The following is a 26,169-nucleotide window of genomic DNA, read 5'->3' as shown; positions in this document are numbered from 1 at the left end:
AGAAAGCAAAATAATAAATTAATAATTAAAATGAATTATTATTGAAATTAAATCATTTTTAAATTTACTATTTTGCTTTTTATTTTATAGGTTATATTTTAAAATTATGATAATTTTACTATAGTTATCCTTGTCAATAAATAACTTAAACAATTTTTACTTCCATTTATAAGTTTTATTTCTCCACAATTACATATATCTTCATATATATTTATTATAGCCGAACTAGCTAAATTTATAAGCATTCCTTTTCTACCGATTTCTCCTACCGCAATACTAAATATTTCTCCATTTACGCAAAGTCTTAATTCTGCAATAACACCTGAATCCCCTGTTACTGATGATGAAAAGTTTATTAAATAGCAACCTTTAGTAACCTCTATACATGAAGAACCTTCTTCATGATTTATAGAATCTCCACAAATAATCATATTATTATCTAATGGAATAGAGCATTGTCCAGAAATCATCTGGCACTTATTTGAAGTTATATATGCATTTTCACAAGTACATGAATTTCCGCAATCTCCCTTTGGTCCTATTGGTCCTCTTATACCTCTAGGTCCTATTGGCCCAATTTCTCCTTTTGGCCCTGGCTTACCTTGAGGACCTTCTGGTCCTTCAATTCCTCTAGGCCCCATTGGTCCTACAGGTCCTATTGGTCCCATTTCTCCTTTTTCTCCTTTTGGCCCTTCAAAACCTCTTGGACCTTGTGGTCCTATTGGTCCTGGAATTCCTTGTGGGCCTATCGGTCCTTCTTTTCCTTCCATTCCTTCTGGACCTATTGGTCCTACTTCTCCTCTTTCTCCTTGAAATCCTCTTGGACCTCTCTCTCCAATAGGTCCTCTTGGTCCTTCTGGTCCTACAGGACCCATTTCTCCTTCTTCTCCTTTTTCTCCTCTTAAACCTCTTTCTCCTATTGGGCCTTGTGGTCCTGTTGGTCCTATTTTACCTTCTGGTCCTATTGGCCCCTCTAACCCTCTTGGTCCTTCTGGTCCAATCGGTCCTACTTCTCCTCTTTCTCCCCTTTCTCCTTGAAATCCTCTTGGACCTCTTGGTCCTTCTGGCCCTTGCGGTCCTGTTTCACCTCTAGGACCTACTTCTCCTTTTTCTCCTCTTGGTCCTATTTCTCCTTTCTCTCCTTCTGGCCCTATCGGTCCTACTTCCCCCTGTTCTCCTGGATCCCCTTTTATTCCTTGCACTCCTTGAGGTCCTCTTGGTCCTTGTGGACCTGTTGCACCTATTTTCCCTTGTGGTCCAACTAATCCTTGTGGTCCTCTTTCTCCTCTCGGCCCTGTCGGCCCCATTATTCCTTGTGGTCCTATTGGCCCTTCTTCTCCTTGTTCGCCCGGATCTCCTTTTATTCCTTGTACTCCCTGTGCTCCTCTTGGTCCTTGTGGACCTGTTGCTCCTGTTGGACCTGTTGGTCCCACTTCTCCTATTTCACCTTTAGGTCCTTGTTCTCCTGTTGGTCCCATTATTCCTTGCGGTCCTATTGGCCCTTCTTCTCCTTGTTCGCCCGGATCTCCTTTTATTCCTTGTACTCCTTGTTCACCTTTTGGTCCTTGTGGTCCTGTTGCTCCTGTTGGACCTGTTGGTCCAATTTCCCCTTGTATCCCTTGTATTCCTTCTGGTCCTTGTATTCCTTTTGGTCCTTCAGGTCCTTCTGGTCCTATTTGTCCTGTTACCCCTTTGATTCCTTGAGGCCCCTTTTCTCCTTGTGGTCCTACTGGTCCTTCTTCTCCTCTTGGTCCCTCTATTCCTCTTGGTCCTTGCATACCTTCAGGCCCTATTGGTCCCATTTCCCCTGGAGGTCCCATTGGTCCTTGTGGCCCTCTTACTCCTTCTTTTCCTTGTATTCCTCTTTCTCCTTCTTCACCTTGTATTCCCATAGGTCCTATTGGGACTCTTTCCCCTATTGGTCCTGCTGGTCCTTGGCATCCTCTTTCTCCCTGTATTCCCCTTGGTCCTACTGGTCCTATTGGTCCTATTTCTCCCATAGGTCCTATTGGACCTTCTTCTCCTCTTGGCCCTTCTGGTCCTATTGGTCCAACAGGCCCAACTTCTCCTCTACATCCCATTGGTCCCTGTGGTCCCCTTGGTCCTTCCATTCCTAAAATTCCTTCTGTACACATATTACAATCATTTTTATAAAAAACATTCAATATAGGTCCAACATTACAAGTTGAAGATTCAAATACTAATTCACCTAAATTATTATTAGATATAGTTAATGTAATTCCATTATTATCAATTTTTTCTTCAATCCATTCTATTACAAGTTCAGTTACATCAATAGTTATATATTTATTTTCACATTTATTATCAATTAAAATATCCTTTCTAAAAACTTTAGTTAAAGGAGCAGTTAAATAATTAACTTGTTTATAATCATAACTTGATAAATTATATAAAATATCAATGCAAACTCCATCTTCATTGCAAGAATTAATTTCTTTTACATAAAATCTAAGTTCTGCATGTTTAATATCATACTCAAACAAATTTTTTGGTAAATCAAATTTAATTAATATATTGTTATTTTCTAATGTAGCATCACAATTTTCATATCTTGATACCAATAAAAGCCTTTCTCTTGAAAAATTTTTATTTGGACAACTTGAAGAAATAAAAGTATCATTTTTTGTTCTTATATTTTTGCTACTCAAAAAATCACCACCTTTAAATAATCACTACATTATATTCTTTATTTTTAACTTTGTTATTCTAAAGATGTTTTATTATTAAGTTATATATCCCAAACTAATATCTTTTTTAAATTTCTTTCCTTTATATTGTTTGATTTCATTTCATTTTTTAAAAACTTCCTATTATATTCAATTTTCTCTTTAGGTGCTGAGTATAAACTTGCAAGTTCATTATAATAATAAGCCTTTTCAATATTTCCTATTAATGAGTAACACACACACAGTTCTATAGCAGGAACCCATGTTGAATAAATTTTATTATTAAATCCTAAACTATTTTTATCTTCATCTAAATTAAGAGCACCTTTAAAATAAATTATTGCTTCATTAATAATATTTTTAGAAACAAAACATTCTCCAAGTAAACATAACATTTCACTATTTGGAGAATATTTTTTTAAACAATTAAAAATAAAATCTATTCTTTCATCAATTGGACTTTGTAAAAACTCAAGACATCTTACTAAATTAATAGTTGCCCTCTTTGAATCTTCAATCCAAATATCTTTTTTACTCAAAACTTCCTTATATTTTTCTAAAGCTTCATAGTATAAACTATTATCATAAAGTTCATTTGCATAATAAAATAAATCTCTTGTAGTAAAAGTTTCTCCTTTTTCTTCCATTCCCTTAAATATTAAAAGATTTCTATTTGTTCTAATTTTCTTTTTATCATGGTTTATTGTTATATCACTTTGAATTATATTTCCAAAGACATTTAGACATTCATGAACATGCCCTTCCCATTTAAAATTTTTATTTCTTTTAATAAGTCTATTACGTTTAAGTGAATATATCGTTTTTCCTTCTTCATCTCTAACTAATGAATAATTCATCATAACAGAATCTACACTTTTATCTAATTCTCCCTTTAATACAATTAACTTTTTAATATTTTCTGAATCAATATAATCATCACCATCAAGCCAAAGTATATAATCTTTAGTTCCTTTGCTAAAAGAATAATTTCTTGCCTTTGAAAAATTATCTTCCCAATTAAAATCATAAAGTTTTGCACCAAAGGATTTTGCTATTTCCTTAGTATTATCTGTTGATCCTGTATCTACAATTATTATTTCATCAACTAAATCACTAACAGAACCTAAACATCGTCCTAATGTTTTTTCTTCATCTTTTACAATCATGCATAAACTTATTGTTATCAAATAAATTTCACCTCTTTAAACATAGATATAATTCCACATACTATATTTTATAAATTTCCCTCTATAATGTGTTCAAACTTTAAAATAATATATTTTTTATAATTATTGTATTATTACTTTTTCATTTAAAAATTTAAAATATTGAATATATTAGTAACAAAACAAAAGGACCTAGAGAAAAATTTCTCTAGGTCCTTTTGTTTTGTTATATTTTATGATCTTAAGCGAAATATCTATCTAATAATCCTTTGAATGCTTGACCATGTCTTGCTTCGTCTTTACACATTTCATGTACTGTGTCATGAATTGCATCTAAGTTTAATTGTTTTGCTAATGTTGCTAAATCTTTCTTTCCTTGGCAAGCTCCAAATTCTGCATCTACTCTTGCTTGTAAGTTTTTCTTAGTGTCTGCTTCTAAAACTTCTCCTAATAACTCTGCAAATTTTGCTGCATGTTCTGCTTCTTCAAATGCTGCTCTCTTATATGTTTCTGCTACTTCTGGAAATCCTTCTCTGTCTGCTTGTCTTGACATTGCAAGATACATTCCTACTTCTGTACACTCTCCTACAAAGTTTGCTCTTAATCCTTCTATTACTCTTTCATCAACGCCTTTTGCTACTCCGATTCTATGCTCGTCAGCCCAAGCCATTTCTCCTTTTTGTTCTACAAATTTATCTGCTCCTACTCCACATACTGGGCACTTTTCTGGTGCAGCTTCTCCTTCATAAACATATCCACATACTTGACATACAAATTTTTTCATAATTTTCTTCCTCCTCATTATTTAAAACACACATATATATAATTTATTTTTTAATCTTTACTAAACTCAAAGGTTATTATTTTTTATTTTCCCTTTGATGGTTATTATTATATAATAATTATTATTCATTGTAAAGTTATTTTATAAATTTTTTAATATAATAAAAAAAGAGACTATAGATTAGTCTATAGTCTTTTCTTTATAATATAAATTATCTATTATTTCTTTGTTGCTTTCTTGCTCTTCTGCAATCTGGGCATCTTACTGGTTCGTTATCGAATCCTTTTTCTTTATAAAATGCTTGTTCTCCTTCTGAGAAGATGAACTCCTTACCGCAATCTTTACATACTATTGTTTTATCCATTCTAATTCCTCCTGTTTAAAGATTTAATTAAAATTTATAAATTCTCTAAAAGGAGAAAGTTATAATCTAATTTATTCTTTAAAAAAAATATTTGTATCTCTACCCTACTAACCTTAACACAGTGCAATAGAATATGCAAGAAGTTTTTATTATATAATCTTATTTATTCTTATTATTTTATTTAACTATGTTTTCTTTTATAAATAAAAATAAGACCTAAGAATTTTCCTAAGTCTTATTTTTATTTAATATAATTTTAATCTTAAGCAAAATATCTATCTAATAATCCCTTGAATGCTTGACCATGTCTTGCTTCGTCTTTACACATTTCATGTACTGTATCATGAATTGCATCTAAGTTTAATTGTTTTGCTAATGTTGCTAAATCTTTCTTTCCTTGGCAAGCTCCAAATTCTGCATCTACTCTTGCTTGTAAGTTTTTCTTAGTGTCTGCTTCTAAAACTTCTCCTAATAATTCTGCAAACTTAGCTGCATGTTCTGCTTCTTCAAATGCTGCTCTCTTATATGTTTCTGCTACTTCTGGAAATCCTTCTCTGTCTGCTTGTCTTGACATTGCAAGATACATTCCTACTTCTGTACACTCTCCTACAAAGTTTGCTCTTAATCCTTCTATTACTCTTTCATCAACGCCTTTTGCTACTCCGATTCTATGCTCGTCAGCCCAAGCCATTTCTCCTTTTTGTTCTACAAATTTATCTGCTCCTACTCCACATACTGGGCACTTTTCTGGTGCAGCTTCTCCTTCATAAACATATCCACATACTTGACATACAAATTTTTTCATAATTTTCTTCCTCCTCATTATTTAAAACACACATATATATAATTTATTTTTTAATCTTTACTAAACTCAAAGGTTCTTATTTTTTTATTGTTCCCTTTGACAGTTATTATTATATAATAATTATTATCCATTGTAAAGTATTTTTGTATCTTTTATTAATTAATAATAAAAATGTATTAACTACCATTTCTAAAAAAAACTTTTTACTAATAATTTAATTATACATTTTATGTGCAAAAATTACCACTTAATTAATTTATAAATAAAAAACTTATATATTTATTAATAAATTCTTTTTTAAAAGAATTTATTAATAATTTTGATATTTTTAGAATTTAAAAAGAAATTTGAATACATATAATAATTATTAAAATAATTAAAGTTCTAATTAAATCTTTTTATTTAGTATTTTAAACTTAAAATTTTCTTATAATAATATACTTCAAGTTAAATAATTTATTAATTAATATATATAAAAATAGAACTAGGATATTTAAATATCCTAGTTCTATTTTTATATATATTTTAAGGGGTAGTGTACTAATTATTTTTCAAAGTATCTATCTAATAATCCTTTGAATGCTTGACCATGTCTTGCTTCATCTTTACACATTTCATGTACTGTGTCGTGAATTGCATCTAAGTTTAATTGTTTTGCTAATGTTGCTAAATCTTTCTTTCCTTGGCAAGCTCCAAATTCTGCATCCACCCTTGCTTGTAAATTCTTCTTAGTATCTGCTTCTAAAACTTCTCCTAATAATTCTGCAAATTTTGATGCATGTTCTGCTTCTTCAAATGCTGCTCTTCTGTACATTTCTCCAACTTCTGCATATCCTTCTCTATAAGCTTGTCTTGACATTGCAAGATACATTCCTACTTCTGTACATTCTCCAGTAAAGTTAGCTCTTAATCCTTCTATTACTCTTTCATCAACGCCTTTAGCTACTCCAACTCTATGTTCATCTGCCCAAGCCATTTCTGCTTCTTGTTCTACAAACTTGCTTTTTGGTGCTCCACAAACTGGACATTTTTCTGGAGCTTCTTCTCCTTCAAAAACATATCCACATACTGTACACATAAATCTCTTCATAACTAATTCCTCCTTAAGTCATCTTATAACTTTAATTAATTTTTTAAGTTTAAATTTACCATATAAGGTTTGTTTAGTTATATTTCATAGCTATAAAATTAACAAATTTAAGCTTATATTTTATATTTTTACTCTTTTGTATTTTAAATTAATTTTCTTTTGTACAAATTACTTTTATTTTATATAATTATCTTCTGTGTATCATATTTTTATCTTTTGTTAATCAAAACTTTTTTTCTTCTGATACTATCTAAGAAGGCCTTCTATGGTTCTTATAATACACTTATTTTTTTATAATAAAAGGTTTTTTTCTTACATTTTACTCTTTGTTTAATCATAATTAAAATATAATATTTATTATTAATATATTCATATTATTTCTGTATTTAACTTCCTGTTTTTTATTTTTTTATATTATAATATTAAAATTCAACTATATTTTTATACTTAATTATTATATAATTCTAATATTTTTTTACATTCATTTATTATTTCATCTTTAATTTCTTTTGGTTCTAAAACTTCAACAAATCTTCCCATTTCAATTATCCATTTAACAACATCAGTTTTGCCTTCAATAATTCCTTCATATATAAGATAACCTTTATCACTATAATCTTCTATACTTTCATAAACTACCCATCTATGTTCTTTAAAACACTTTGCATAAGGATAGTATATTTTTAATTTTACTTTTACTTTTTCTCCATCATTATATATTCCTATTCTACTATTTAAATATTCTTTAACATTAAAACTTCCTTTATCAAATGTTTCATCTAATTTCTCAAGCTTTTCTATTCTTACAAGTTTAAAGTTTCTAATTTCTTTCCTAACTTCACAATAAGCAAGCATATAATTTGCTTCTTGATATAAATATATTGCATAAGGCCAAACTATTCTTGTCATAGATACATCATTTAAATTTGAATATAATATTTTAATTTTTTTAGAATTTACTATACATTCATTTATGATAAACCATTTTTCTTTTAAATTTTTATTATATTTATTTTTCCTTTTAACTTGAAAAGTAGGATTTTTGTTCCAAAATCTTTTTCCATTTACCTTTTTATAATTAGATAAAATCTTCATAACACCAGAATTAAATTCTTTTTTAAGTGGAAATGTTCCTTCTTGTACACAATTAATTGCAAGTTCTAAAGCTCTTATTTCATCATTAGTTAAATTTGCATTAAATGAAATATTTTCTTTTATACGATATCCACCATATCTTCCCCGCTCTTCTTCTATAATTATACCTGCCATACAAAGATCATCTTTATATCTGCTTATTTGTCTTATATCAACCTCTAATTCTTCTGCAATTTCTTTTCTAGTCATCTTTTCCCTGCTTTTAAGGAGCATTAACATATTTAAAGCATTATTTACCTTACCCAATATTCATTTACCTCCTCTTATTTTTAAATTATTTAGTTGATAGTAATTTCAAAATAAAAGTGGGATTTTGCCCCCTAGCAAAATCCCACTTAAAATAATTTCCACCTTTTGTCTTTTGTAATAAATGATAATTATAATATCTGTTTATTATTAATTCTTGAGAAAACTTTTAATAAATTATGACAAAAGTAATTATTTAGATAACTTAATAATACACTTTAATGATGACATATAAATGTAACAATAATATTTTATATTTTACGTAATATTCTATATATCATATTTAAAAGTAAAATAAATAATAAAATAAATATTTTAATTAAACTATACTTTTAAACATTAATTAAATTTATTTTGATATTAAATTTAATCCATATATAACATACTTATCTTTCCATCCACTAAAAATATATAGTACATAATTTCCTTTTCTATCAGGAACCTTTATTTGATTACTTGTTTTCCCTATTGATTCGAAGAGTTTTTCATCTAACTCAACATCCTTATCTCCATCTAATAAACAAACCCCTATATATTCTTGATTAGCTTTAGTAAAATTCATATTTATGTATTGTCCTGATTTTGCTATAACTTTAGGCAAACCATTTCCTTTTATAACATCTTCTTTTTCTTTTTTTACTATATTGGTATTGTCCTTTTTTAATGAATATAAAATTATCCTTCCTTTTTTAAAAACATTATCATATTTTATTGTTAATTCTGGAATACTACTTTTTTCTTCTTTAGAAATTCCTTTTTTAATATCCTCATTTTTTTCTTTACATTTACTAGAATAACTTTGTAAGTATGATTCCAATTCAGACACTTCTGTATCTTCTGTGAATGAATTAATTCTTTTTTCCCCTATTATACATCCAGATAATAATATCGAAACTCCTAAGGTAATAGTTAGTATTAAATACTTTTTAAAATTTTTATTCATTATTATTTCCTCCATGTAAGTCTATTAAAAATGTAACTATATTTACATTTTTATTTTATCATTTATAGATAAATATTCCAGTAGCCTTATAAATTTAAAACCACATAAATTTTTACTAATAACTAATATGAATAATACAAAGCTTTAAAGCATAATTTTCCAAGAAACTACTTTAGATTTTAAATTTAACATTGTTAACCTATTTATTAATAATATTAAGTTTAAAAGAATTAACTCTAATATGTAAAAACTTATTTTTAATAATTGATTAAATGACTTTATATGTATTTTCTCCTTTGATATTATAAATGTCATAAATATTTATGTTTATAAAAAATTATTAAAGGAGGTTAATAAAAAACTTATATCAATTACATCATAATTTATGAAAATTTAAAAGGAGGTGCTTTGTATGACAAAGTACAAAGGTTATATATACATTTTCCTAACTGCTCTATGTTTTAGTACTCAAGAAATAACTGGTAAATACTTAGCTTTAGATCATCTTAATGCATATCAAATAAATTCAATAACTTTTTTAATTGGCGCTATTATTCTATTGCCAATGGCTTTAAAGGATATAAAGCAAAATCACCTTAAACTTACAGCAAAAGACTGGGGATATCTTTTAATCTTAGGTCTTGTACAAGTTACTATAGGTATGTCACTTTTACAAGAAGCTTTATTATTTACTACTCCAGCTATTGTTGCTATAATTGTTTGTTCAAATGCAATGATAACTATTCCAATTGCAAGAGTTATCTTGAAAGAAAAAATAGATAAAAGATGTTGGATTCCTATAATAATGGCTGCAATTGGAATAATTATTATATTTAATCCATTATCAGGAGGATCATCTGGAAAAGGATTATCTGATCATATAATTGGTGTTACACTAGCACTTTTAGGAGCAATTTCAATATCATTCTTTAATGTATTAGCTACAAAAACAATAAACAAATATGGTAAAGCTGTAACAAATAGTTTTTCCTTCTTTCTTGGTGTAGCAGTAATGTTTATATGTATGCTAGTTCTTAATATTCCAATTGTAAAAGGTATACATCTACATGACTTAGCATTATTACTATATGTAGGTATAGTTGTTAAAGGATTAGGCTTCCTATTCTTTGTTAGTGCTATGAAAGAAACATCAGCAATAACTGCAACAAGTGTATTTTATATAAAACCAATTTTAGTTCCTATATTAATGTTTTTAATTATGGGACAAATGATTCAAACAAATGTTCTAATTGGAACAATTGTAATAGTTTGCTCATCACTTATACTTTACAAAATTAAAAAGACAAATGAATCACATAAACTAAGTCCTTCTCATTAAACTTATATATAAAAAAAGGATTATCTTTTATCACTAAAAGATAATCCTTTTTATTATACTAAACTAATTCTATTTCAGTAACTTCCTTACTTATTATTGCTGCTGAAACCTTTTTGACTAATGAGCCTCCAGATGTTACAAAAATATCACTTGAAATTATTAAATCCATTAATGAATTAACAGTTGTGTTATTTACATCATCCTTTATATCCTTAATAGTTATATTACTCTTTTTTCCTAGATCATTTTCAAATCCTATTACTAATGATTTTTCTAACATATTTATTCCCCCTTAATATTTATTTTTATCTTAAATTCTTACTCAGTTTTTGATAAAATGCTATCTTCTTCCCTTTCTATTGAAACTACTGGATACTTTACAATATTTGATAACGCCTCTCCTAAATTATATAAATTTTCATCTGTTGCGTTTAAGTTTATATTATTAAATCTTTGATATTTAATAATATCCTTTCCATTACCATCCTTCCCTCTTTTATAGCTAAATTTTAAAGCTATTTGATCAACTGTTTTTGTTATCATTCTTACCAACTCCTTTCACCTAAAATATATGCATATATAGAAAAAAACTAAAAAGGATATTAGAAGATTTAAAAAAATCTTCTAATATCCTTTTGTGATAGTTAAATTATTAGTTCATTTCACTAATAATCCACATTTTTATAAGTTTTTCATCTCTGAAAACACTATTACTCTTTTCCCTAAAAAAAACTCCCCTATTGCACATATCTTTTAACCATTTAACCATAATTTCTCCCCCTTTACACCTAGTAAACATTTTCATACTTAAACATATTATACCATATTATTCTTTTTTTTATAATATTTATATATAATAGAATAAATTTTTAATCAATAAAAAAGTTTTGTCTAAGTGGAACAAAAAATTTTATATTTTGTTTCACTTAGACAAAACTAATTTAATTTATCTTTTATTTCCTGTAAATTTATTTCAGTAATTACATCTTTGTCAGATTTAATATCTTGTTCTGTTCTCTTTCTTCCATTTGTAGTTTCAATTTTTTCTTTTCTTCTAGTAAAAAATCTTAAAGAACATCCACCTAATGATAATATTGAAACTGAAACTAAAATAGTCAACAAAACTGCTAACTTTTTCTTCTTCATTATTGCCTCCAATGTTTATTTTTATTTTTTACTTACATGAGTTTACATAATATTAATAAACATTATAATTTTATAATATTATTAAAATTTTTTCAATAAAAAAATAATCTTAAAGTATTTTATATAAATTTTAAAATTAAACTTATACGAAAATACTTTAAGATTATACTAAAATTCAATACTTACAGTTTATTTTTTCTTTTTAAAAATATTAAATATTGTAGCTCCTATTGCAACTGTAGCAACTCCTACTGCTAACTTTTTCTTATGTGGAATTTTAAACTTTTTAGGCTTCTTTGATTCTACTACAACTAAACTACTATCTCCTTGATTATTATAATTTCTATAAAGTTCTTTAAGTATTAAATACTTTTCCATAGAAAAATTAGTCATTAATTCAGTAGTATATCTATCAATATAACTTCCTAAACTTTCTTTATTCTTTCTTTTAATTTTTTTGCCATTATCTTCATCAAACACATCATTTTTTATTGCTTCTTCTTCTAATCTTTTAATTATAGCTTCATTCTCATTCCATAATAATGCATTTATTAATTGTTCCTTAATCATACCAATCCCCTCCGTTTACTAACTCTCTTTAATTTAATTATAATATTTTTATATAAATATTTCTCCTACAAACTTATTAAAATTGATTACAAATATATTACTTTTAATTAATAAAAAATGCTTACCACAAATAAAGTATATTTGTAGTAAGCATTTTTTTATTAGTTATTTTTATTTATTGCTTTATTTAATTCAATAACACTGTCTCTTTGATCTTTATTTAAAGTTTTCATATTAATTTTATTAAGTTCATTTTGTGCAGCCTTATATTTATTTGCTTTTATAAGCTTTTGTACTTTTTTTATATATTCATCATTTAATTTTTTCTTATTTTCCATTTCTGTAATTTTACTCTTTAAATTATCTATATCATCTTTAATTGCTAGATCCTTATAATCTACTGGTATTTCATTTAGCTCTTTCTCTGCTTTTTTATATTCTCCATCTTTAAAATTAACTACAGCATCTAAATAATTACTAACTATATTCATTAATGTATTGGCTTCTTTATTATTACTATCTTGATCTAATGCATTATCCAAAGCATCTTGTGCTTTCATATATTGCTTGTTATTTATATAATCTTTTCCTTGCTCAATTGATTTTGTAACCATTGAATTTTGACAACCTACTAAAGATAATCCTAAAAATACTATTGCAACAATTCCACTTATTTTTCTATTTAATTTTTTCATATTTTTTCCTCCCTTATTGAAGAATTTTATATTCTAATTATATAATAATTTCTATTAAATTAATTAAACTTAAAAATAAATTTTTTTAAAAATATATAATTTATTTTTATTCCTTTTAGTAAATATCAATTTTGTCTAGTGATTAAAATATATGGTATGTTATTATATTACTGTATATAAATAACTATATTGGAGGACTTTTAGTGGATATTTTGTGTGAAATCCAAAAAATATATAATGATTTTTCTGATAAAGAAAAGTGCATTGCAGATTATATTATAAAAAATAGTAATATGATTAAAAATATTAACATTAAAGAATTAGCTAAAAATACTGGAACTTCTGGAGCTACTATTACAAGATTTTCAAAAAAAATTGGTTGTGATAGCTTTGTTGATATGAAGATTAAAATAAATGCTAATAATGTAGAAAAACAAACAAATAATGATATGGATATGTTTTCATATGTATATCAATATTATAATGAAGTTATTAAAAAAACTAAATATTTAATAGATAAAGAATCAATATTTAATATAGTAACTGAAATTAAAAATGCCAATAAAATTTATATTTATGGTGTAGGTAGTTCTGGTCTTACTGGTGCTGAAATGATGCAAAGATTATTAAGAATGGGATTTAATGTTCATTGCATATCTGATTCTCATATGATGATAATAAATAGTTCAATAGCTTCAAAAGATGATTTAGTTATTGGTATTTCAATTTCAGGAGAAACATCAGAAGTTGTAAATGCACTTAGAATATCTAAAAAAAATGGAGCTAAAGTTGTTTCAATTACAAGTTTTGAAAATAGTTCTATAACAAAATATTCTGATATTAATTTTACAGTATATAATGCTAAATTTGTTGATAAAGAAAGATTTATAAATTCTCAATTTTCAATTATGTATCTTTTTGATTTAATTTCTATGGTATTACTTAGAGATGAAACATTAAGTAATAAGATGCAAATAACTATTGATGCAATATTAAAAGGTGTATAATATTATACACCTTTTAATATTTATAAATATTCATCTTAGATATAATAATGATTTAAAACATTAATTTGACTTTTATAATTATTTTATACTTATATTAACTAATGAACTTTTAGTAAACATTTACAAAACGTGAATAATTTAAAAGGATTTTTAATTATTTGTATAGAAGTAATAATAAAGGAAGGTGGTTATTATGAAAAAAAGATTATTATTACCCTTAGATGGAAGTGATAGAGACTTAATAGCCCTTAATTATGTAAGACATAATTTTAATCCAAAGGAAACAGATGTAGTATTACTAAATGTAGGAGAAATAGTATTTATTAATGGTATCGTAGTTCCCGAAATACTTACTGAAAATAAAAACTCAGGAAATGATATATTAAATAAAGCTTATATAGAATTAAGTGAATTTAATTGTGAAAAAGAATTTGCATTTGGATATGTAGATAAAGAAATTTTAGATTGTGCTCAAAGTAAAAACATTGATGCAATTGTTATGTCAAAGAACACAAAGAAAAAATTTGTAGCAATTGTTGGTTCTGTTACTGCTAAAGTAATAAAAAAAGCAAAATGTACTGTAATTGTACTTCCTCAATCTTAAAAAATAGTCCCTGTATTTTTACAGGGACTTTATCATATATAATAACTATATTATTTTAATAGTTTTCCTATTATTTCTGTTGCATCCATATATTTTGCAATAGATTTATCATAATTTAATCTATCAATTATTCTAGCTAAGAATTCTGACATGTCAACACCTTTAAACCATTTAGAATCCATTAATTCTTGTGGAATATATGTTAAATTAGTGCAATAAACTCTTGATATTACTCCATCTTCATAATATTTCTTAAACTTTTCTAAACCTTCTGTAAAGAATCCAAATGTTGTAGCTACATATACATTTCTAACATTTCTATCCTTTAATTCTTTTGCAATATCAAGAACTGATTCTCCTGATGCTATCATATCATCAACTATTAAAACGTCTTTTCCTGAAATTTCTCTTCCCATATATTCATGTTGAACAATAGGATTTTTACCATTAACAACTAAAGAATGATCTCTTCTCTTATAGAATAAACCAACATCAACACCTAAAACACTTGAATAGTATATAGCTCTATCCATTGCTCCAGTATCTGGACTAATTACAAGTAATTTTTCCTTGTCTAATTCTAATGAAGATTCATTACTTATAAGTGCTTTTACTATATCATATGTTGGGTATATATTTTCAAAGGATAGTAAAGGACAAGCATTTTGAACATTAGGATCATGTACATCAAAAGTAAGAACTTCATCAACTCCTAATCTCTCAAGTTCTTGAAGTGCTAATGCACAGTCTAAAGATTCTCTACCTTTACGTCTATGTTGTCTTGATTCATATAAAAGTGGCATTATTACAGTTATTCTTGCAGCTTTTCCTTTAATAGCTGATATAGTTCTCTTTATATCTTGGAAATGCTCATCTGGACCTTTGTGATTTATAAATCCAAACATCTTATATGTACAACTATAATTTCCAATATCACATAAAATATAAATATCCTTTCCTCTAACACTTTGAGAAATTTTAACTTTTCCTTCTCCATTAGAAAATCTTATTTCTTCAGTTGGTATTAGGAATGATTTATCAGAATATCTCTTCTCTTGAATATACTTATCAACGGCGTTACCTAATTCTGTGCAACTTTCTAACGCTATTATTCCTAATTCATGGTTTAATTCAGTCATTTATCTATCTCCTTTTTTATATTTTAAAATATAGTATATCATTTTGTTATATATAGTATATCATTTTTATTCTATTTTTCATATTAATTGTTTTGATTTTTATAAATTTTTTATTTGAATTATTTCTGTAATTTATTATTTATATAATATAGCATATCTCATTATGAAATAATAAAATTAATTTTAAATATTATACATAAAATATTTATACTATTTTTACTCAATTCTAATTATAATATGACCTATTTTATTTTCAAGTTATTTTTTATAAATATATATTATTATAAAAAAAAGAAAGCTAAAGTTTTTTAAACTTTAACTCTCTTCTTTATAATTTTAATTAACTAAATAATGTTCTTTCAAAATCTCTTATTTTTTCTTTATTTCCATAATCTACTTTAACTTCATAAAGACTTATTTCATTATCACTTATATCATATTCTTCAATGTCTACTGGATTTGATCCTGTTGCATAATCTTCTAATATATCTAGTAAAGCTGAAATAGGTGCCATAGCATCTTTTTCATAGAATCCTCCACTAATTAAATCTATATTTATACTCAACAATGAATCTAATGCTGTAGTTAATGTTTCATTATCAAGTCTCATATAATATTTAAGTATTAAATATAAAGCTGTATTTAATTTTTTACAATCTACATTTGGAAGTTTTTTAATTTCTTCTTCACTAAGTATAATACCATAATTTAATATTCCTTCTATTATTTTTAATCCTTGTAGACTTGTAACTTCTCTATAACTAATTTGTTTAATTAAACTTTCTTTATCACTATCATTTATGTTATTATCTATCATAATTATCTTTTTTAATAATTCATTAATATCAAATTTTTTCATTTCTATCATCTCTTTTCTCAATAAAATTTATCTATAATGTTATTTTAACAAAATTATTAGTACAGAAAATTAATCAATAATTATTTTTTTATAAATATTTTTTAACTTTTATTAATTTACCAATACTATTTTCAATTATCTCTTGAATTATTTCTATTTCTTTTATAGTAAGACTAAAATTATATTCTTCCTCTATCTCTATAAAACTATCTTCTATAGATTTTATAATATCTTTATTATTTTTTATATATTCTTTCTCTTTAGAAGGATCTCCATTAATTCCATGATTTAATATTAACCTTTCTATCATAACACTTATATGAATATATAGAAGCATTCTAAGATAAGATGAAAAAACTACATTAAACGAATTTTCAAGTTTTAATATTATTTTCTCAACATCATTTATAATTTTATTTGGATTAAGTATACTTAATTGATTCATTACATTTTGAAGAGAAAATATTTTAGTAAGATCTTTTTTTATATATTCTATTTTATCTTCTTCCAAAAACTCTAACAATACTTTATCTAAAATATAATCATTATTTGATGAAACTAAATCTTCTAATAAGATACAATTTATACCATCTATTTTTAAATCTGTTGTGCTTATTATGAGTTTAATATCATATTCTTTAAATATTTCATCATCAATTCCCCTATTTGCTAAATTTCCATATTCATAAGGAATTATATCAATGCCAGCATCTCCAAGAACTTTTGATAAAAGTTCTTTTATCTTAACAGATGTACCAAGTCCTGAAATACAAGTTGTAAGTATTGCCCTCTTCTTATTTTTGAATTTTATAAATTCATATTCAGTTTTAGAATTGTCATTGATAAAATTTCTAATGTTATTAAAGCTCTCTCCTTCTATTATCTTCTTTGAAATATTAATAACAAACTCTGTTGTAATATTATTTACAACTAAAATATTCCCCTTTATTAATTCTTTTAATTTCTCACCTATTGGTAATAAACTCTTCATATCAACTAATATAATTGTATCTTTATTATTATTTCCTTTGTCAATGTAACTTTTTATTAATTTTATTGTTTCTTCTAATGAGGTACCCATAGGCATATCAATAGCATCAAATATAAAATCACCAAAATATTTGTTTACTGCACTTGCAATACTGCTTCCTGTTGAATATCCATTTGAAATTATTATTCCACTTATTTCTGTGTTTTTATTTCCTATTAATGTGAAAATATATAAAGTAATGAACAATTTTATACTAAAATCTTCATGAAATCCTAAGTTATTACTAACATTTCTAAGTATTTTTTCCGTAATTATATATTCTCTTGAAAAATCTTTTATTTCTATATCTTCTAGTTTATTTTTAAGCTCTTCTTTTAGATTTAAATGTAATCTATTACATCCAGAGAAAAATAATAATATTCTACTAAGCACCTTTGAAGTACTTCCATAATATCTAATTCCATAACTTTCATTTATTATTTTTAATGTATTAGTTACTGTATTTAAATATATACTTTCTAAAATATCATTATTATATTTTTCGTTATACACTATATGACTTAAACATGTATTCATAATAATAGTAATTTTATGCCTTAATTCTTTCATTGATAATTGTTTTTCATTATATTTTAAGAGAATATCTATAAAATTTTTATATTCATCTTCTATATACTTTTCAAGAGTTCCCTCTCTCTTTTTTTCTTCTTCATAGTTTTCAACCACTTCTTTATGTAAAAAATAAACTGGTCTACTCTTTATCTTTATAACCTTATCCTCTGTTACTAAAAGGTTTAAATAATGACTAACAACATTTCTTCTTAAATTTAATTTTTCTGCAATTCTAAGCGCTTGTATTCCTTTAAAATCTTCATACTTAATTAGTTCTAAAGTTAATTCTTTTAAACATTTTTCTATTTTATCTTTATTGTTCACTTATTCTTCCCCTTAAGTTTAATTTAATCCTTTTCAAAAAAATTATATCATCTCCATAAAAAATGATACAGTATTTGTGCTATACTAAATAAAATTTATTTAGTTTTTCCTTTCTCTTTTTCCATTCTGGCATTACATCTTCTAAAATTTTATAAAAATTTTTACTATGATTTGCTTCAACTAAATGAGATAATTCATGACACATAACAAATTCAATTTCATAAATAGAAGCTTTTATAAGTTCACTATTTAATGTTATTATTCTTTTAGTAGGATTACATGAACCCCACCTGCTTTTCATTTTCCTTATTTTTATTTCCACATGAGGAATTTTATAATATTCGAATTTTTTTAGCATTCTAAAATAAACATCATTGAAAATTTCTTCACACTTATTTCTATACCATTTATTTAAAAGAGTATCTTTTCTTTTTTCATTATTATTGTCTTTTAAAAAAATATATATTTCATCTTTTTCTTGTTTTATACTTTCTTTATCACCTTTTGCAATTCGTACCTTATAAATATTTCCTAAATATTTAATTCTATCTTGTTTTATATTTTCTGCTTCTTCTAATGACTTTTGCCTTATTTCATAAAATTTTTCTTTATGCTTTAAAATCCAATCCATTTTTGTTCTTACAAAATCTATAATATAGTTTTCATTTATTTTATTATTTGCAGTTACAATAATATCCCCATTTAATTTAACCCTTAAATTTATATTTTTTACATTTTTTCTTATAAGAATAAAGGAAAAACTTTTTTCATTATAAGTTATATTAATCTTTTTCATAAATTTCTCCTAGTATTTTTAATATATAGTTTATATATTATAACTTTAATAAATAATTTACAACAAAATATAAGAAGGTATATACATTAAAGTCATATACCTTCTTATTAGGGTTATATTTCAAAAGAAACAAGTTTTAATTATTTCTTTTGGAGGATTCATAATCTTTAGTAAATTTCTCTATTCCTATATCAGTTAATGGATGTTTTATCATTTGAATTATTACTTTATATGGAATAGTTGCAATATTTGCTCCTGCCATTGCTACATCTAATACATGCATTGGATTTCTTATACTTGCTGCTATTATTTCTGTTTCTATTCCATGTATTGCAAATAGTTCTGCTATTTCACTTACAACATCTATTCCTGGATTTCCTATATCATCTAGCCTTCCTAGGAATGGACTTACAAAACTTGCTCCAGCTCTTGCTGCAAGTAATGCTTGAAGTGGAGAGAAGATTAATGTTACATTTGTTCTTATTCCTTCTTTTGAAAGTACACTAACTGCCTTAAGTCCTTCTTCACACATTGGTATTTTTATTACTATATTTTTATGAAGTTTAGCTAACTCCCTACCTTCTTCAATCATTTTATCGCTTTCAAGACTTATAACTTCCGCACTTATTGGTCCATCTACTATACTGCAAATTTCTTCGATAACTTCTTTTAAATCTCTTCCTTCTTTTGCTATTAGTGATGGATTTGTTGTTACTCCTGATAAAATTCCAAGCTTACTTGCTTTTCTTATGTCTTCTACATTAGCAGTATCTATGAATATTTTCATAAAAACTCACTCCTTTTAAATATTAAACCTTAATTTAATTATATACCATATATATCTTTTTAAATTTAAAAAACCATTTTATTTCACTCTAACTAATTTATTTGTTTTATATTTTTTTCCTATAATTATAGGTGATTTTTCAACTTCAACTATACTCGTATCTATTCCAAACCATTTTTCTGGTGATACTGTTATTTTTTTTACAAATAACTTAAAAGTTAATATAAAGCTATCCCAAGATGAAAGTTTGCTTTCATTAGACAATGTTTCTTCTAAAAGAACAAATTTAAAATCACCTACTGTAGGTCTATTATCATCATTTATCATATATTCCTTTGGTACAAATTCTAATTCTCCACTTGCTACTAAATCCTGTACAACTTGACCTAATAAACAGTTTATTCCTTGATCTACTCTAAATCCAAGCTTAAATCTTACACTAAAAATTTGATTTTTCACAATTGTTTTTACTCTATACTTTTCAGTATATGGTTCATCTGTAACATTAATATTTACAAACCAATAATATTTAGAACGCTTTGGTAATTTATTGAAAATTGAATATAATATTTTATTTTCAACTTCATTCCATTTATATGATTTTGTTAAATAAACCAAATTAGTTGAGTATAAAGGAATTTCTTTATCCTCTTCTATTGCTTTAAACTTATTTTTATACTTTAAAAGATCATCAAACTCGCTATATCTCTTTTTGATTTTTCCACCGTATATCCAAACATACATTATAAATATTAAAGCTCCTGCAATAACTAATGTTATATATCCACCACTTACTATTTTAAATATGTTTGCATATAAAAAACTTCCCTCTATTGTTCCAAAGACAATCAAAACTATTATTGAAATAATTGGTCTATTTTTAATAAATCTCATATATTGAGATAATAATATTGTTGTCATAAGCATTGTAACTGTAATTGCTAATCCATATGCTGATTCCATATTTTCTGATTTCTTAAAGTATAATACAAGTGATACACATCCAATACATAATAATAAATTTATAGCTGGAATATATAATTGTCCTTTTTTATCATTTGGATATCTAACATGTAATCTTGGAAAAAGATTTAATTTTATAGCCTCTGATACTAATGTAAATGATCCAGAAATTAAAGCCTGACTTGCTATAATAGCTGCAAGTGTTGCAATTATTACTCCAATTATAATAAACCAATCTGGCATTATTAAGAAAAATGGATTTTTTGATATTATCTTTCCATTATTCATTAAAAGGTATGCCCCTTGTCCAAAATAATTAAGTAAAAGACATATCTTAACTAATATCCAAGTATAATAAATATTTTTTCTTCCACAATGCCCAAGATCTGAATAAAGGGCTTCAGCTCCTGTTGTGCAAAGAAATACTGCACCAAGTACATATACACATCTATTATCTGCTGTAAGTAAATGTATTGCATAATATGGATTTATTGCTTTAAGTATTAATGGACAATGTATTAATTTCATAACTCCTAATGTTGCAAGCATTAAAAACCATATAAGCATTATAGGTCCAAAAACTTTTCCTATCTTTTCAGTACCAAATCTTTGAAATAAAAATAAACCTACTAATATAGTTATTACTATTAAAATTATTGTATCTCTTTCAAGAGGAAGAATAATATTTAACCCCTCAATTGATGATGTAACAGTAACTGGTGGTGTAAGTATTCCATCTGCTAAAAGTGCTGCTCCTCCTATAATAGCTGGTATTATAAGCCACCTAGAATGCTTTCTAACTAATGTATATAATGCAAATATACCACCTTCACCATTATTGTCAGCTTTTAATGTTAATATTACATACTTTATTGTTGTTTGTAATGTCAATGTCCAAAAAACTAATGAAACTCCTCCTAAAACAATACTTTCAGTTGAATAAAAATTATTTGTTGAAAGAATTGCTTGCATTACATAAAGAGGTGATGTACCAATATCTCCATAAACAATTCCAAGAGCTACAAGTAAGGATCCTATTGTAACTACATTCTTTTTCATCCCCCTATTTTTCCTCCTTTGTTTAAATATAATATTAGCATTTTATTTTCTTTAAAATTAATTGTCAACCTAACTAAAATATCTAAATTTCTATAATTTATAATTATTTATGCATATTTTTTAAATACAATAATAAAAAGCTAGTAAATTATTAATTTACTAGCCTTTAAATATTAATTATTTTGATTGATTATAAACTTCATAACCGCAATCTCTTAAAGCTTCTTCTATACCTTCAACATTTTTATTTTGAGTTCTTATTTTCTTTTCTCTATTATCATTAAAAACTAAAGTAAACTCTGCATAATCAATAGTTCTCTCTATTTGAATATATTCTACGCCTTCTGTATCTTCTAATTTTAGTATTTTCCCAATTTTTTTAGAACCTACATAAAATCCCCTATCATTAATAATCATAATTGATATATACATTATAAGTATTACGTATAGATTTTCTTCTTTTAAATAAGCAATAAGAACTAATCCTACTTGCAATAAAGTAAGTAAAAGTAAAAAATATGTAGAATTTGTTCTGCTCTTCCAACCTTTTTTAAGTAAGTCAATAAACTCAACACTATTATCTTTTAGATATCTTCTATTTTTCATGAAAGCAATAAATAATGAACAATTAAATACAGTAAGAACTGTAACTAAACATATATTAAAAACTTCCAAAATAACATCTCCTTCTTAACTTATAATAAACTTCATATGTTATTAATTTATATCTTTTTAATTAAATTTCTCTCTTAATTATTTTTATTGAATTTTTAAATTCTTTTTATATAAGAAATTTACTAATTCAAAATTATCACAATATTGATTATACAATCCTTTTCTAAAGATATTCTTAAATTTATCTTTATAATGTCTTATTTTAGTAATAAATTTATTAAATTATAAAATTTTATTAATGTTTTCTTTATTTAAAGCCTAATAATTTATATTTATTATTATTTTTCAATATAAATTCTAAGAAATAATTATTTTTTAAATAATATATTTTATTTCGCTTTGTGTAAAATATCCACTTATTTTCGCTGTAAATAATTCTTTTATTTCAAATAATATTAGTATTAAATACTACTGTTATTCCCAATTTCCAAACATAAAATTATAATTTAATAATTTTATTGTTAAATTATTTTGTTTACTTAATATTTAATTTACTTGTTAGTTTATCAGTTCCATTATATCTAATATTTAAATTAATTGTTAATATTATACATAGTTTTTATTTATATACTTCTCTATTGCTATAATTAAAATAATGACTTTTATTTAAAAAAGGGGGAATTAAAATGAAATTAAAGTCATTTTTCTCAAATCACAAAAAAGCTATAATAGCCTGTGTAATCGTATTATTTATAGGAATCTTTATTGGAAAAGTTAGCTCACATTCAGATAAAGATATAAGTGATATTAAATCTAGAAATATAGCATTAGCATCTGAAATTTCACAAAAAGACAGCTTATTAACTACTAAAAAAGCTGAAGTTTCTTCTTTGCAAGAAAAATCTAAAAACTTAGAAAGTAAAAAAGAAGATATTGAAAAAGAAATTAAAGATAAGAAAGAAGCTAATGCAAAGAAAGAGGCAGAGCTTAAAGCAAAAGAAGAAGCTAATGCAACTAGTAAATCAACCTCTTCTAAACCTAAGAAAGCTTCATCTGAAAACAAACAAAATAACCATGAAGTTGGAACTATGGTTTGGATAACTAAAACAGGACACAAATACCACAGAACTAATCATTGTGGAAATACTAACCCAAACACTGCAACAGAAGTTACTTTAAAGGAAGCTGAATCTATGGGGTTATCACCTTGTTCTAAATGTTTTTAATTTAAGGAGGTTTTTATTTTATGAAAAAAGTTATTGGTAAAATACTTTCTGTTTTTGTAATATTTATTTTCTTTTTTGTAGGTGTTGGAATTGGTTCAAATGATACAAATGCTTCAGCTAAAGAATCTTTAGAAAAAGAATATACAGAAGAACAAAATTCTCTTAATGAAAAAAATTCTGAATTATCTAAGGTAGATGAAGATATTACAACTTTAAACGATCATATCTCTGAATTGAACGATTATATAAAAAATAATTCTAAAAATTAATTCTTAAAGTAATATACTAATTTAATATATTATTTTAAAGCTTAATTTACATAATTATAAAATATAAAAAGGACTTTTAAAATGAAAAGTCCTTTTTTATTTTACAAATCAAAACTAACACATTATTTTTATTTAATTTTTTCTATAACTCGTCTAGTTTCTTTAATGTAATTTTTTGTTTTAGATATATTTTTCTTTGCAATTCCAAGATAAAGAATATCAATTAATGTTAATGCTGACATCCTAGAAGCTATTGCCCCAAGTCTAAGTGGCTTTTCTTCATTTGGTATGTAAAGTGATATATCTGAAATTTTTGATAAAATGCTACTGTTATTGTATCTAGTTATTGCAATAGTTTTTGCACCTCTTTCTTTAGCTTCACTCATTGCAACACTTATTTCTTTAGTTTCTCCACTATAACTTATTCCTATAGCTACATCATCTTTATCTATATGACATGCAGTTGAAAGCTGTATATGAGAGTCATGACTATACACAGCAGCTTTCTTTATTCTAAGAAGTTTATATTGAAAATCTAAAGCAACAAGTCCAGAGGCTCCAACGCCGTAAAGATACACTCTTTTAGCCTTACTTATAATATTTATAGCCTCTTCTACAGTATCTAAGTTCAATAAATTATATGTTTGCTCTAAAGTATTAATATTAGACTTTATAGCTTTTTTTATCATTGTTTTTGTATCATCATTTTGATTTATAATTTCTCCAAACTCAACTACTTCATCACCATTTTCCTTTGCAAGTTCAACCTTAAGTGCCATAAAACCCTTAAATCCTATCTTTTTTGCAAATCTTACAACTCCCGCTGGTGATACAGAAACTTTATCTGCTAATTCTTGAGCTGAAAAATTTATTACTTCATCTTTATTTGCTAAAATATACTTTGCTATTTTCTTTTCACTATCAGTAAAACTGTTCATTCCTTGTTTTATAATATATAAACAACTCATATCTTTTTCTCCTAAAAATCAGTTTTTAAATCAATAAAATTATAACATATTTTTGCTAGCTTTAATTGCTAGTATTGCCCCGCCTATATCTGCTGTATACTTAGGAGAACTTATTCTTCCTTTTTTGTTTAGATTATTTTTTAAAGGTTCTAATATATAATTTCCAGAATTAAAAACTCCACCAATATAAGAAACCTTTACGCTATTATTTTCAAAATCATTCAGTAGATAATTTCCCATTTGTGAAAGTTCAAATGCTGCATCATTAAATATTTTAATAGCATTTTCATCTCCTAAACTTGCCCCTTCATAGCAAGTTTTAGAAAACTCAGCTATTTTTAATCTATCACCTTTTATTTCTTCATTTATATATTTTATTAAATCATAATCATTTACAATAGATAATTTTTCTCTAATTAAATGGTAGATAGAAGTTTTTTCTTTCCTTCCATCTGCTTCTTTACTAAAAGTTTCAATAATCTTTTTGCCAATCCAATAAGCAGATCCTTCATCTCCAATTGAAAATCCCCATCCACCACATCTTTTATACTTTTCTCCTATTTTAGATAATGCTATTGATCCTGTTCCAGATACAATTACAATACCGTCTTCTCCATTTAAAGCTCCTAAAAGAGCTATTTGAACATCATTTTTTAATATATAATTAAAATCTTTAAATACTTCTTCTACACTGTTTTTAAGGTTTACCCTATGCTCTTTTATATTTCCATATCCAGCAAGTCCAATACCTACACCACAAATATCTCCTTTAGATATTTTACCTTTATTTATAATTTCTTCTAGTCCATCCTTTAAAACATTTCTAACTCCATTAAATCCTATTTGTTTAAAATGAGATGTTCCTTTTTTTACAGAACAAATAACTTCTAATTTTTCATTTACTAATGTAAATTGTGTTTTTGTTCCACCACCATCAATTCCTAAGTAATACAAGTTACA

27 protein-coding genes are annotated in these 26,169 nt (G+C 25.5%); 5 read left to right on the top strand and 22 right to left on the bottom strand.

The genetic code is table 11. From position 1 onward, the window contains the following. Nucleotides 1-104 precede the first annotated feature (104 nt). From J2Z53_RS04035 to J2Z53_RS04000, 8 genes are all read right to left on the bottom strand, one after another. Entirely contained in the window at nt 105-2,669 is a 2,565-nt protein-coding gene (locus tag J2Z53_RS04035; protein WP_209795955.1) for a DNRLRE domain-containing protein, read from the bottom strand. An 80-nt stretch (nt 2,670-2,749) separates the two neighbouring features. Continuing rightward, nucleotides 2,750-3,853 carry a glycosyltransferase family 2 protein gene (locus tag J2Z53_RS04030; protein WP_209795954.1) on the bottom strand — a complete coding sequence of 368 codons (1,104 nt, stop codon included), beginning with the start codon at nt 3,851-3,853 and terminating at the stop codon, nt 2,750-2,752. A 241-nt stretch (nt 3,854-4,094) separates the two neighbouring features. Continuing rightward, a complete protein-coding gene (locus tag J2Z53_RS04025) occupies nt 4,095-4,637 on the bottom strand; it encodes an NADH peroxidase (RefSeq protein ID WP_209795953.1) in 543 nt (180 codons plus the stop codon). A 211-nt stretch (nt 4,638-4,848) separates the two neighbouring features. Further along, a complete protein-coding gene (locus tag J2Z53_RS04020) occupies nt 4,849-5,001 on the bottom strand; it encodes a zinc-ribbon domain-containing protein (RefSeq protein ID WP_204596206.1) in 153 nt (50 codons plus the stop codon). Between the two features lie 262 nt (nt 5,002-5,263). Continuing rightward, nucleotides 5,264-5,806 carry an NADH peroxidase gene (locus J2Z53_RS04015; protein ID WP_209795953.1) on the bottom strand — a complete coding sequence of 181 codons (543 nt, stop codon included), beginning with the start codon at nt 5,804-5,806 and terminating at the stop codon, nt 5,264-5,266. A gap of 544 nt (nt 5,807-6,350) precedes the next feature. Continuing rightward, entirely contained in the window at nt 6,351-6,896 is a 546-nt protein-coding gene (locus J2Z53_RS04010; protein WP_209795952.1) for an NADH peroxidase, read from the bottom strand. 447 nt (nt 6,897-7,343) lie between these two features. Beyond that, nucleotides 7,344-8,297 (bottom strand): helix-turn-helix transcriptional regulator, encoded by a 954-nt coding sequence (locus J2Z53_RS04005; protein ID WP_209795951.1) that lies wholly within the window; start codon nt 8,295-8,297, stop codon nt 7,344-7,346. Nucleotides 8,298-8,646: 349 nt separating this feature from the next. Next, nucleotides 8,647-9,240, bottom strand: coding sequence for a hypothetical protein (locus J2Z53_RS04000; RefSeq protein WP_209795950.1), 594 nt, complete (start codon nt 9,238-9,240; stop codon nt 8,647-8,649). 412 nt (nt 9,241-9,652) lie between these two features. On the opposite strand from J2Z53_RS04000, the gene J2Z53_RS03995 reads away from it, so the two are divergent. Beyond that, on the top strand, nt 9,653-10,579 hold the full coding sequence (locus J2Z53_RS03995) for a DMT family transporter (RefSeq protein WP_209795949.1): 927 nt from the start codon (nt 9,653-9,655) through the stop codon (nt 10,577-10,579). 58 nt (nt 10,580-10,637) lie between these two features. Here J2Z53_RS03995 and J2Z53_RS03990 read toward each other — a convergent pair whose 3' ends face one another. The 5 genes from J2Z53_RS03990 to J2Z53_RS03970 form a co-directional block, all read right to left on the bottom strand. Beyond that, a complete protein-coding gene (locus J2Z53_RS03990; protein ID WP_209795948.1) occupies nt 10,638-10,859 on the bottom strand; it encodes a DUF2922 domain-containing protein in 222 nt (73 codons plus the stop codon). A 38-nt stretch (nt 10,860-10,897) separates the two neighbouring features. Beyond that, nucleotides 10,898-11,122: a DUF1659 domain-containing protein gene (locus J2Z53_RS03985; RefSeq protein WP_209795947.1), complete on the bottom strand. Its 225-nt coding sequence runs from the start codon at nt 11,120-11,122 to the stop codon at nt 10,898-10,900. Between the two features lie 393 nt (nt 11,123-11,515). Next, nucleotides 11,516-11,725 carry a hypothetical protein gene (locus J2Z53_RS03980; RefSeq protein WP_209795946.1) on the bottom strand — a complete coding sequence of 70 codons (210 nt, stop codon included), beginning with the start codon at nt 11,723-11,725 and terminating at the stop codon, nt 11,516-11,518. A gap of 189 nt (nt 11,726-11,914) precedes the next feature. Beyond that, nucleotides 11,915-12,295, bottom strand: a complete 381-nt coding sequence (locus J2Z53_RS03975; RefSeq protein ID WP_209795945.1) for a hypothetical protein — start codon at nt 12,293-12,295, stop codon at nt 11,915-11,917. Nucleotides 12,296-12,456: 161 nt separating this feature from the next. Further along, complete coding sequence (locus tag J2Z53_RS03970; protein WP_209795944.1) at nt 12,457-12,990, bottom strand: hypothetical protein; 534 nt, start codon at nt 12,988-12,990, stop codon at nt 12,457-12,459. A gap of 203 nt (nt 12,991-13,193) precedes the next feature. On the opposite strand from J2Z53_RS03970, the gene J2Z53_RS03965 reads away from it, so the two are divergent. Together J2Z53_RS03965 and J2Z53_RS03960 are read left to right on the top strand one after the other, a co-directional pair. Next, nucleotides 13,194-13,997, top strand: a complete 804-nt coding sequence (locus J2Z53_RS03965) for a MurR/RpiR family transcriptional regulator (RefSeq protein WP_209795943.1) — start codon at nt 13,194-13,196, stop codon at nt 13,995-13,997. A gap of 193 nt (nt 13,998-14,190) precedes the next feature. Further along, the gene (locus J2Z53_RS03960; protein ID WP_209795942.1) at nt 14,191-14,601 is read left to right on the top strand and encodes a universal stress protein; all 411 of its coding nucleotides are present in this window, start codon (nt 14,191-14,193) and stop codon (nt 14,599-14,601) included. 50 nt (nt 14,602-14,651) lie between these two features. Here J2Z53_RS03960 and J2Z53_RS03955 read toward each other — a convergent pair whose 3' ends face one another. From J2Z53_RS03955 to J2Z53_RS03925, 7 genes are all read right to left on the bottom strand, one after another. Further along, the gene (locus tag J2Z53_RS03955) at nt 14,652-15,740 is read right to left on the bottom strand and encodes a ribose-phosphate pyrophosphokinase (RefSeq protein ID WP_209795941.1); all 1,089 of its coding nucleotides are present in this window, start codon (nt 15,738-15,740) and stop codon (nt 14,652-14,654) included. 340 nt (nt 15,741-16,080) lie between these two features. Beyond that, a complete protein-coding gene (locus J2Z53_RS03950; RefSeq protein ID WP_209795940.1) occupies nt 16,081-16,599 on the bottom strand; it encodes a hypothetical protein in 519 nt (172 codons plus the stop codon). Between the two features lie 88 nt (nt 16,600-16,687). Then, nucleotides 16,688-18,526, bottom strand: coding sequence for a PRD domain-containing protein (locus tag J2Z53_RS12950; protein WP_209795939.1), 1,839 nt, complete (start codon nt 18,524-18,526; stop codon nt 16,688-16,690). 79 nt (nt 18,527-18,605) lie between these two features. Further along, nucleotides 18,606-19,322 carry a M48 family metallopeptidase gene (locus J2Z53_RS03940; RefSeq protein ID WP_209795938.1) on the bottom strand — a complete coding sequence of 239 codons (717 nt, stop codon included), beginning with the start codon at nt 19,320-19,322 and terminating at the stop codon, nt 18,606-18,608. 136 nt (nt 19,323-19,458) lie between these two features. Next, nucleotides 19,459-20,109, bottom strand: coding sequence for a fructose-6-phosphate aldolase (gene fsa / locus J2Z53_RS03935; protein ID WP_209795937.1), 651 nt, complete (start codon nt 20,107-20,109; stop codon nt 19,459-19,461). 78 nt (nt 20,110-20,187) lie between these two features. Continuing rightward, nucleotides 20,188-22,131: a KUP/HAK/KT family potassium transporter gene (locus tag J2Z53_RS03930; protein WP_209795936.1), complete on the bottom strand. Its 1,944-nt coding sequence runs from the start codon at nt 22,129-22,131 to the stop codon at nt 20,188-20,190. A gap of 177 nt (nt 22,132-22,308) precedes the next feature. Beyond that, the gene (locus J2Z53_RS03925) at nt 22,309-22,806 is read right to left on the bottom strand and encodes a hypothetical protein (RefSeq protein WP_209795935.1); all 498 of its coding nucleotides are present in this window, start codon (nt 22,804-22,806) and stop codon (nt 22,309-22,311) included. Between the two features lie 626 nt (nt 22,807-23,432). Between J2Z53_RS03925 and J2Z53_RS03920 the strand changes: the two genes are divergently transcribed. Both J2Z53_RS03920 and J2Z53_RS03915 read left to right on the top strand, forming a co-directional pair. Then, on the top strand, nt 23,433-23,972 hold the full coding sequence (locus J2Z53_RS03920; protein ID WP_209795934.1) for a hypothetical protein: 540 nt from the start codon (nt 23,433-23,435) through the stop codon (nt 23,970-23,972). Between the two features lie 20 nt (nt 23,973-23,992). Then, entirely contained in the window at nt 23,993-24,241 is a 249-nt protein-coding gene (locus J2Z53_RS03915; RefSeq protein ID WP_209795933.1) for a hypothetical protein, read from the top strand. Nucleotides 24,242-24,369: 128 nt separating this feature from the next. Here J2Z53_RS03915 and J2Z53_RS03910 read toward each other — a convergent pair whose 3' ends face one another. Next, complete coding sequence (locus J2Z53_RS03910) at nt 24,370-25,209, bottom strand: MurR/RpiR family transcriptional regulator (protein ID WP_209795932.1); 840 nt, start codon at nt 25,207-25,209, stop codon at nt 24,370-24,372. A gap of 39 nt (nt 25,210-25,248) precedes the next feature. After that, nucleotides 25,249-26,163 (bottom strand): N-acetylglucosamine kinase, encoded by a 915-nt coding sequence (locus tag J2Z53_RS03905; protein WP_209795931.1) that lies wholly within the window; start codon nt 26,161-26,163, stop codon nt 25,249-25,251. Between the last annotated feature and the right edge of the window lie 6 nt (nt 26,164-26,169).

This window comes from Clostridium moniliforme, from assembly GCF_017873235.1.
GTDB classification, from domain to species: Bacteria; Bacillota; Clostridia; order Clostridiales; family Clostridiaceae; genus Clostridium; species Clostridium moniliforme.
Note: the sequence above shows the minus strand (reverse complement) of the source record. Positions and strands in the feature narration are given on the sequence as shown.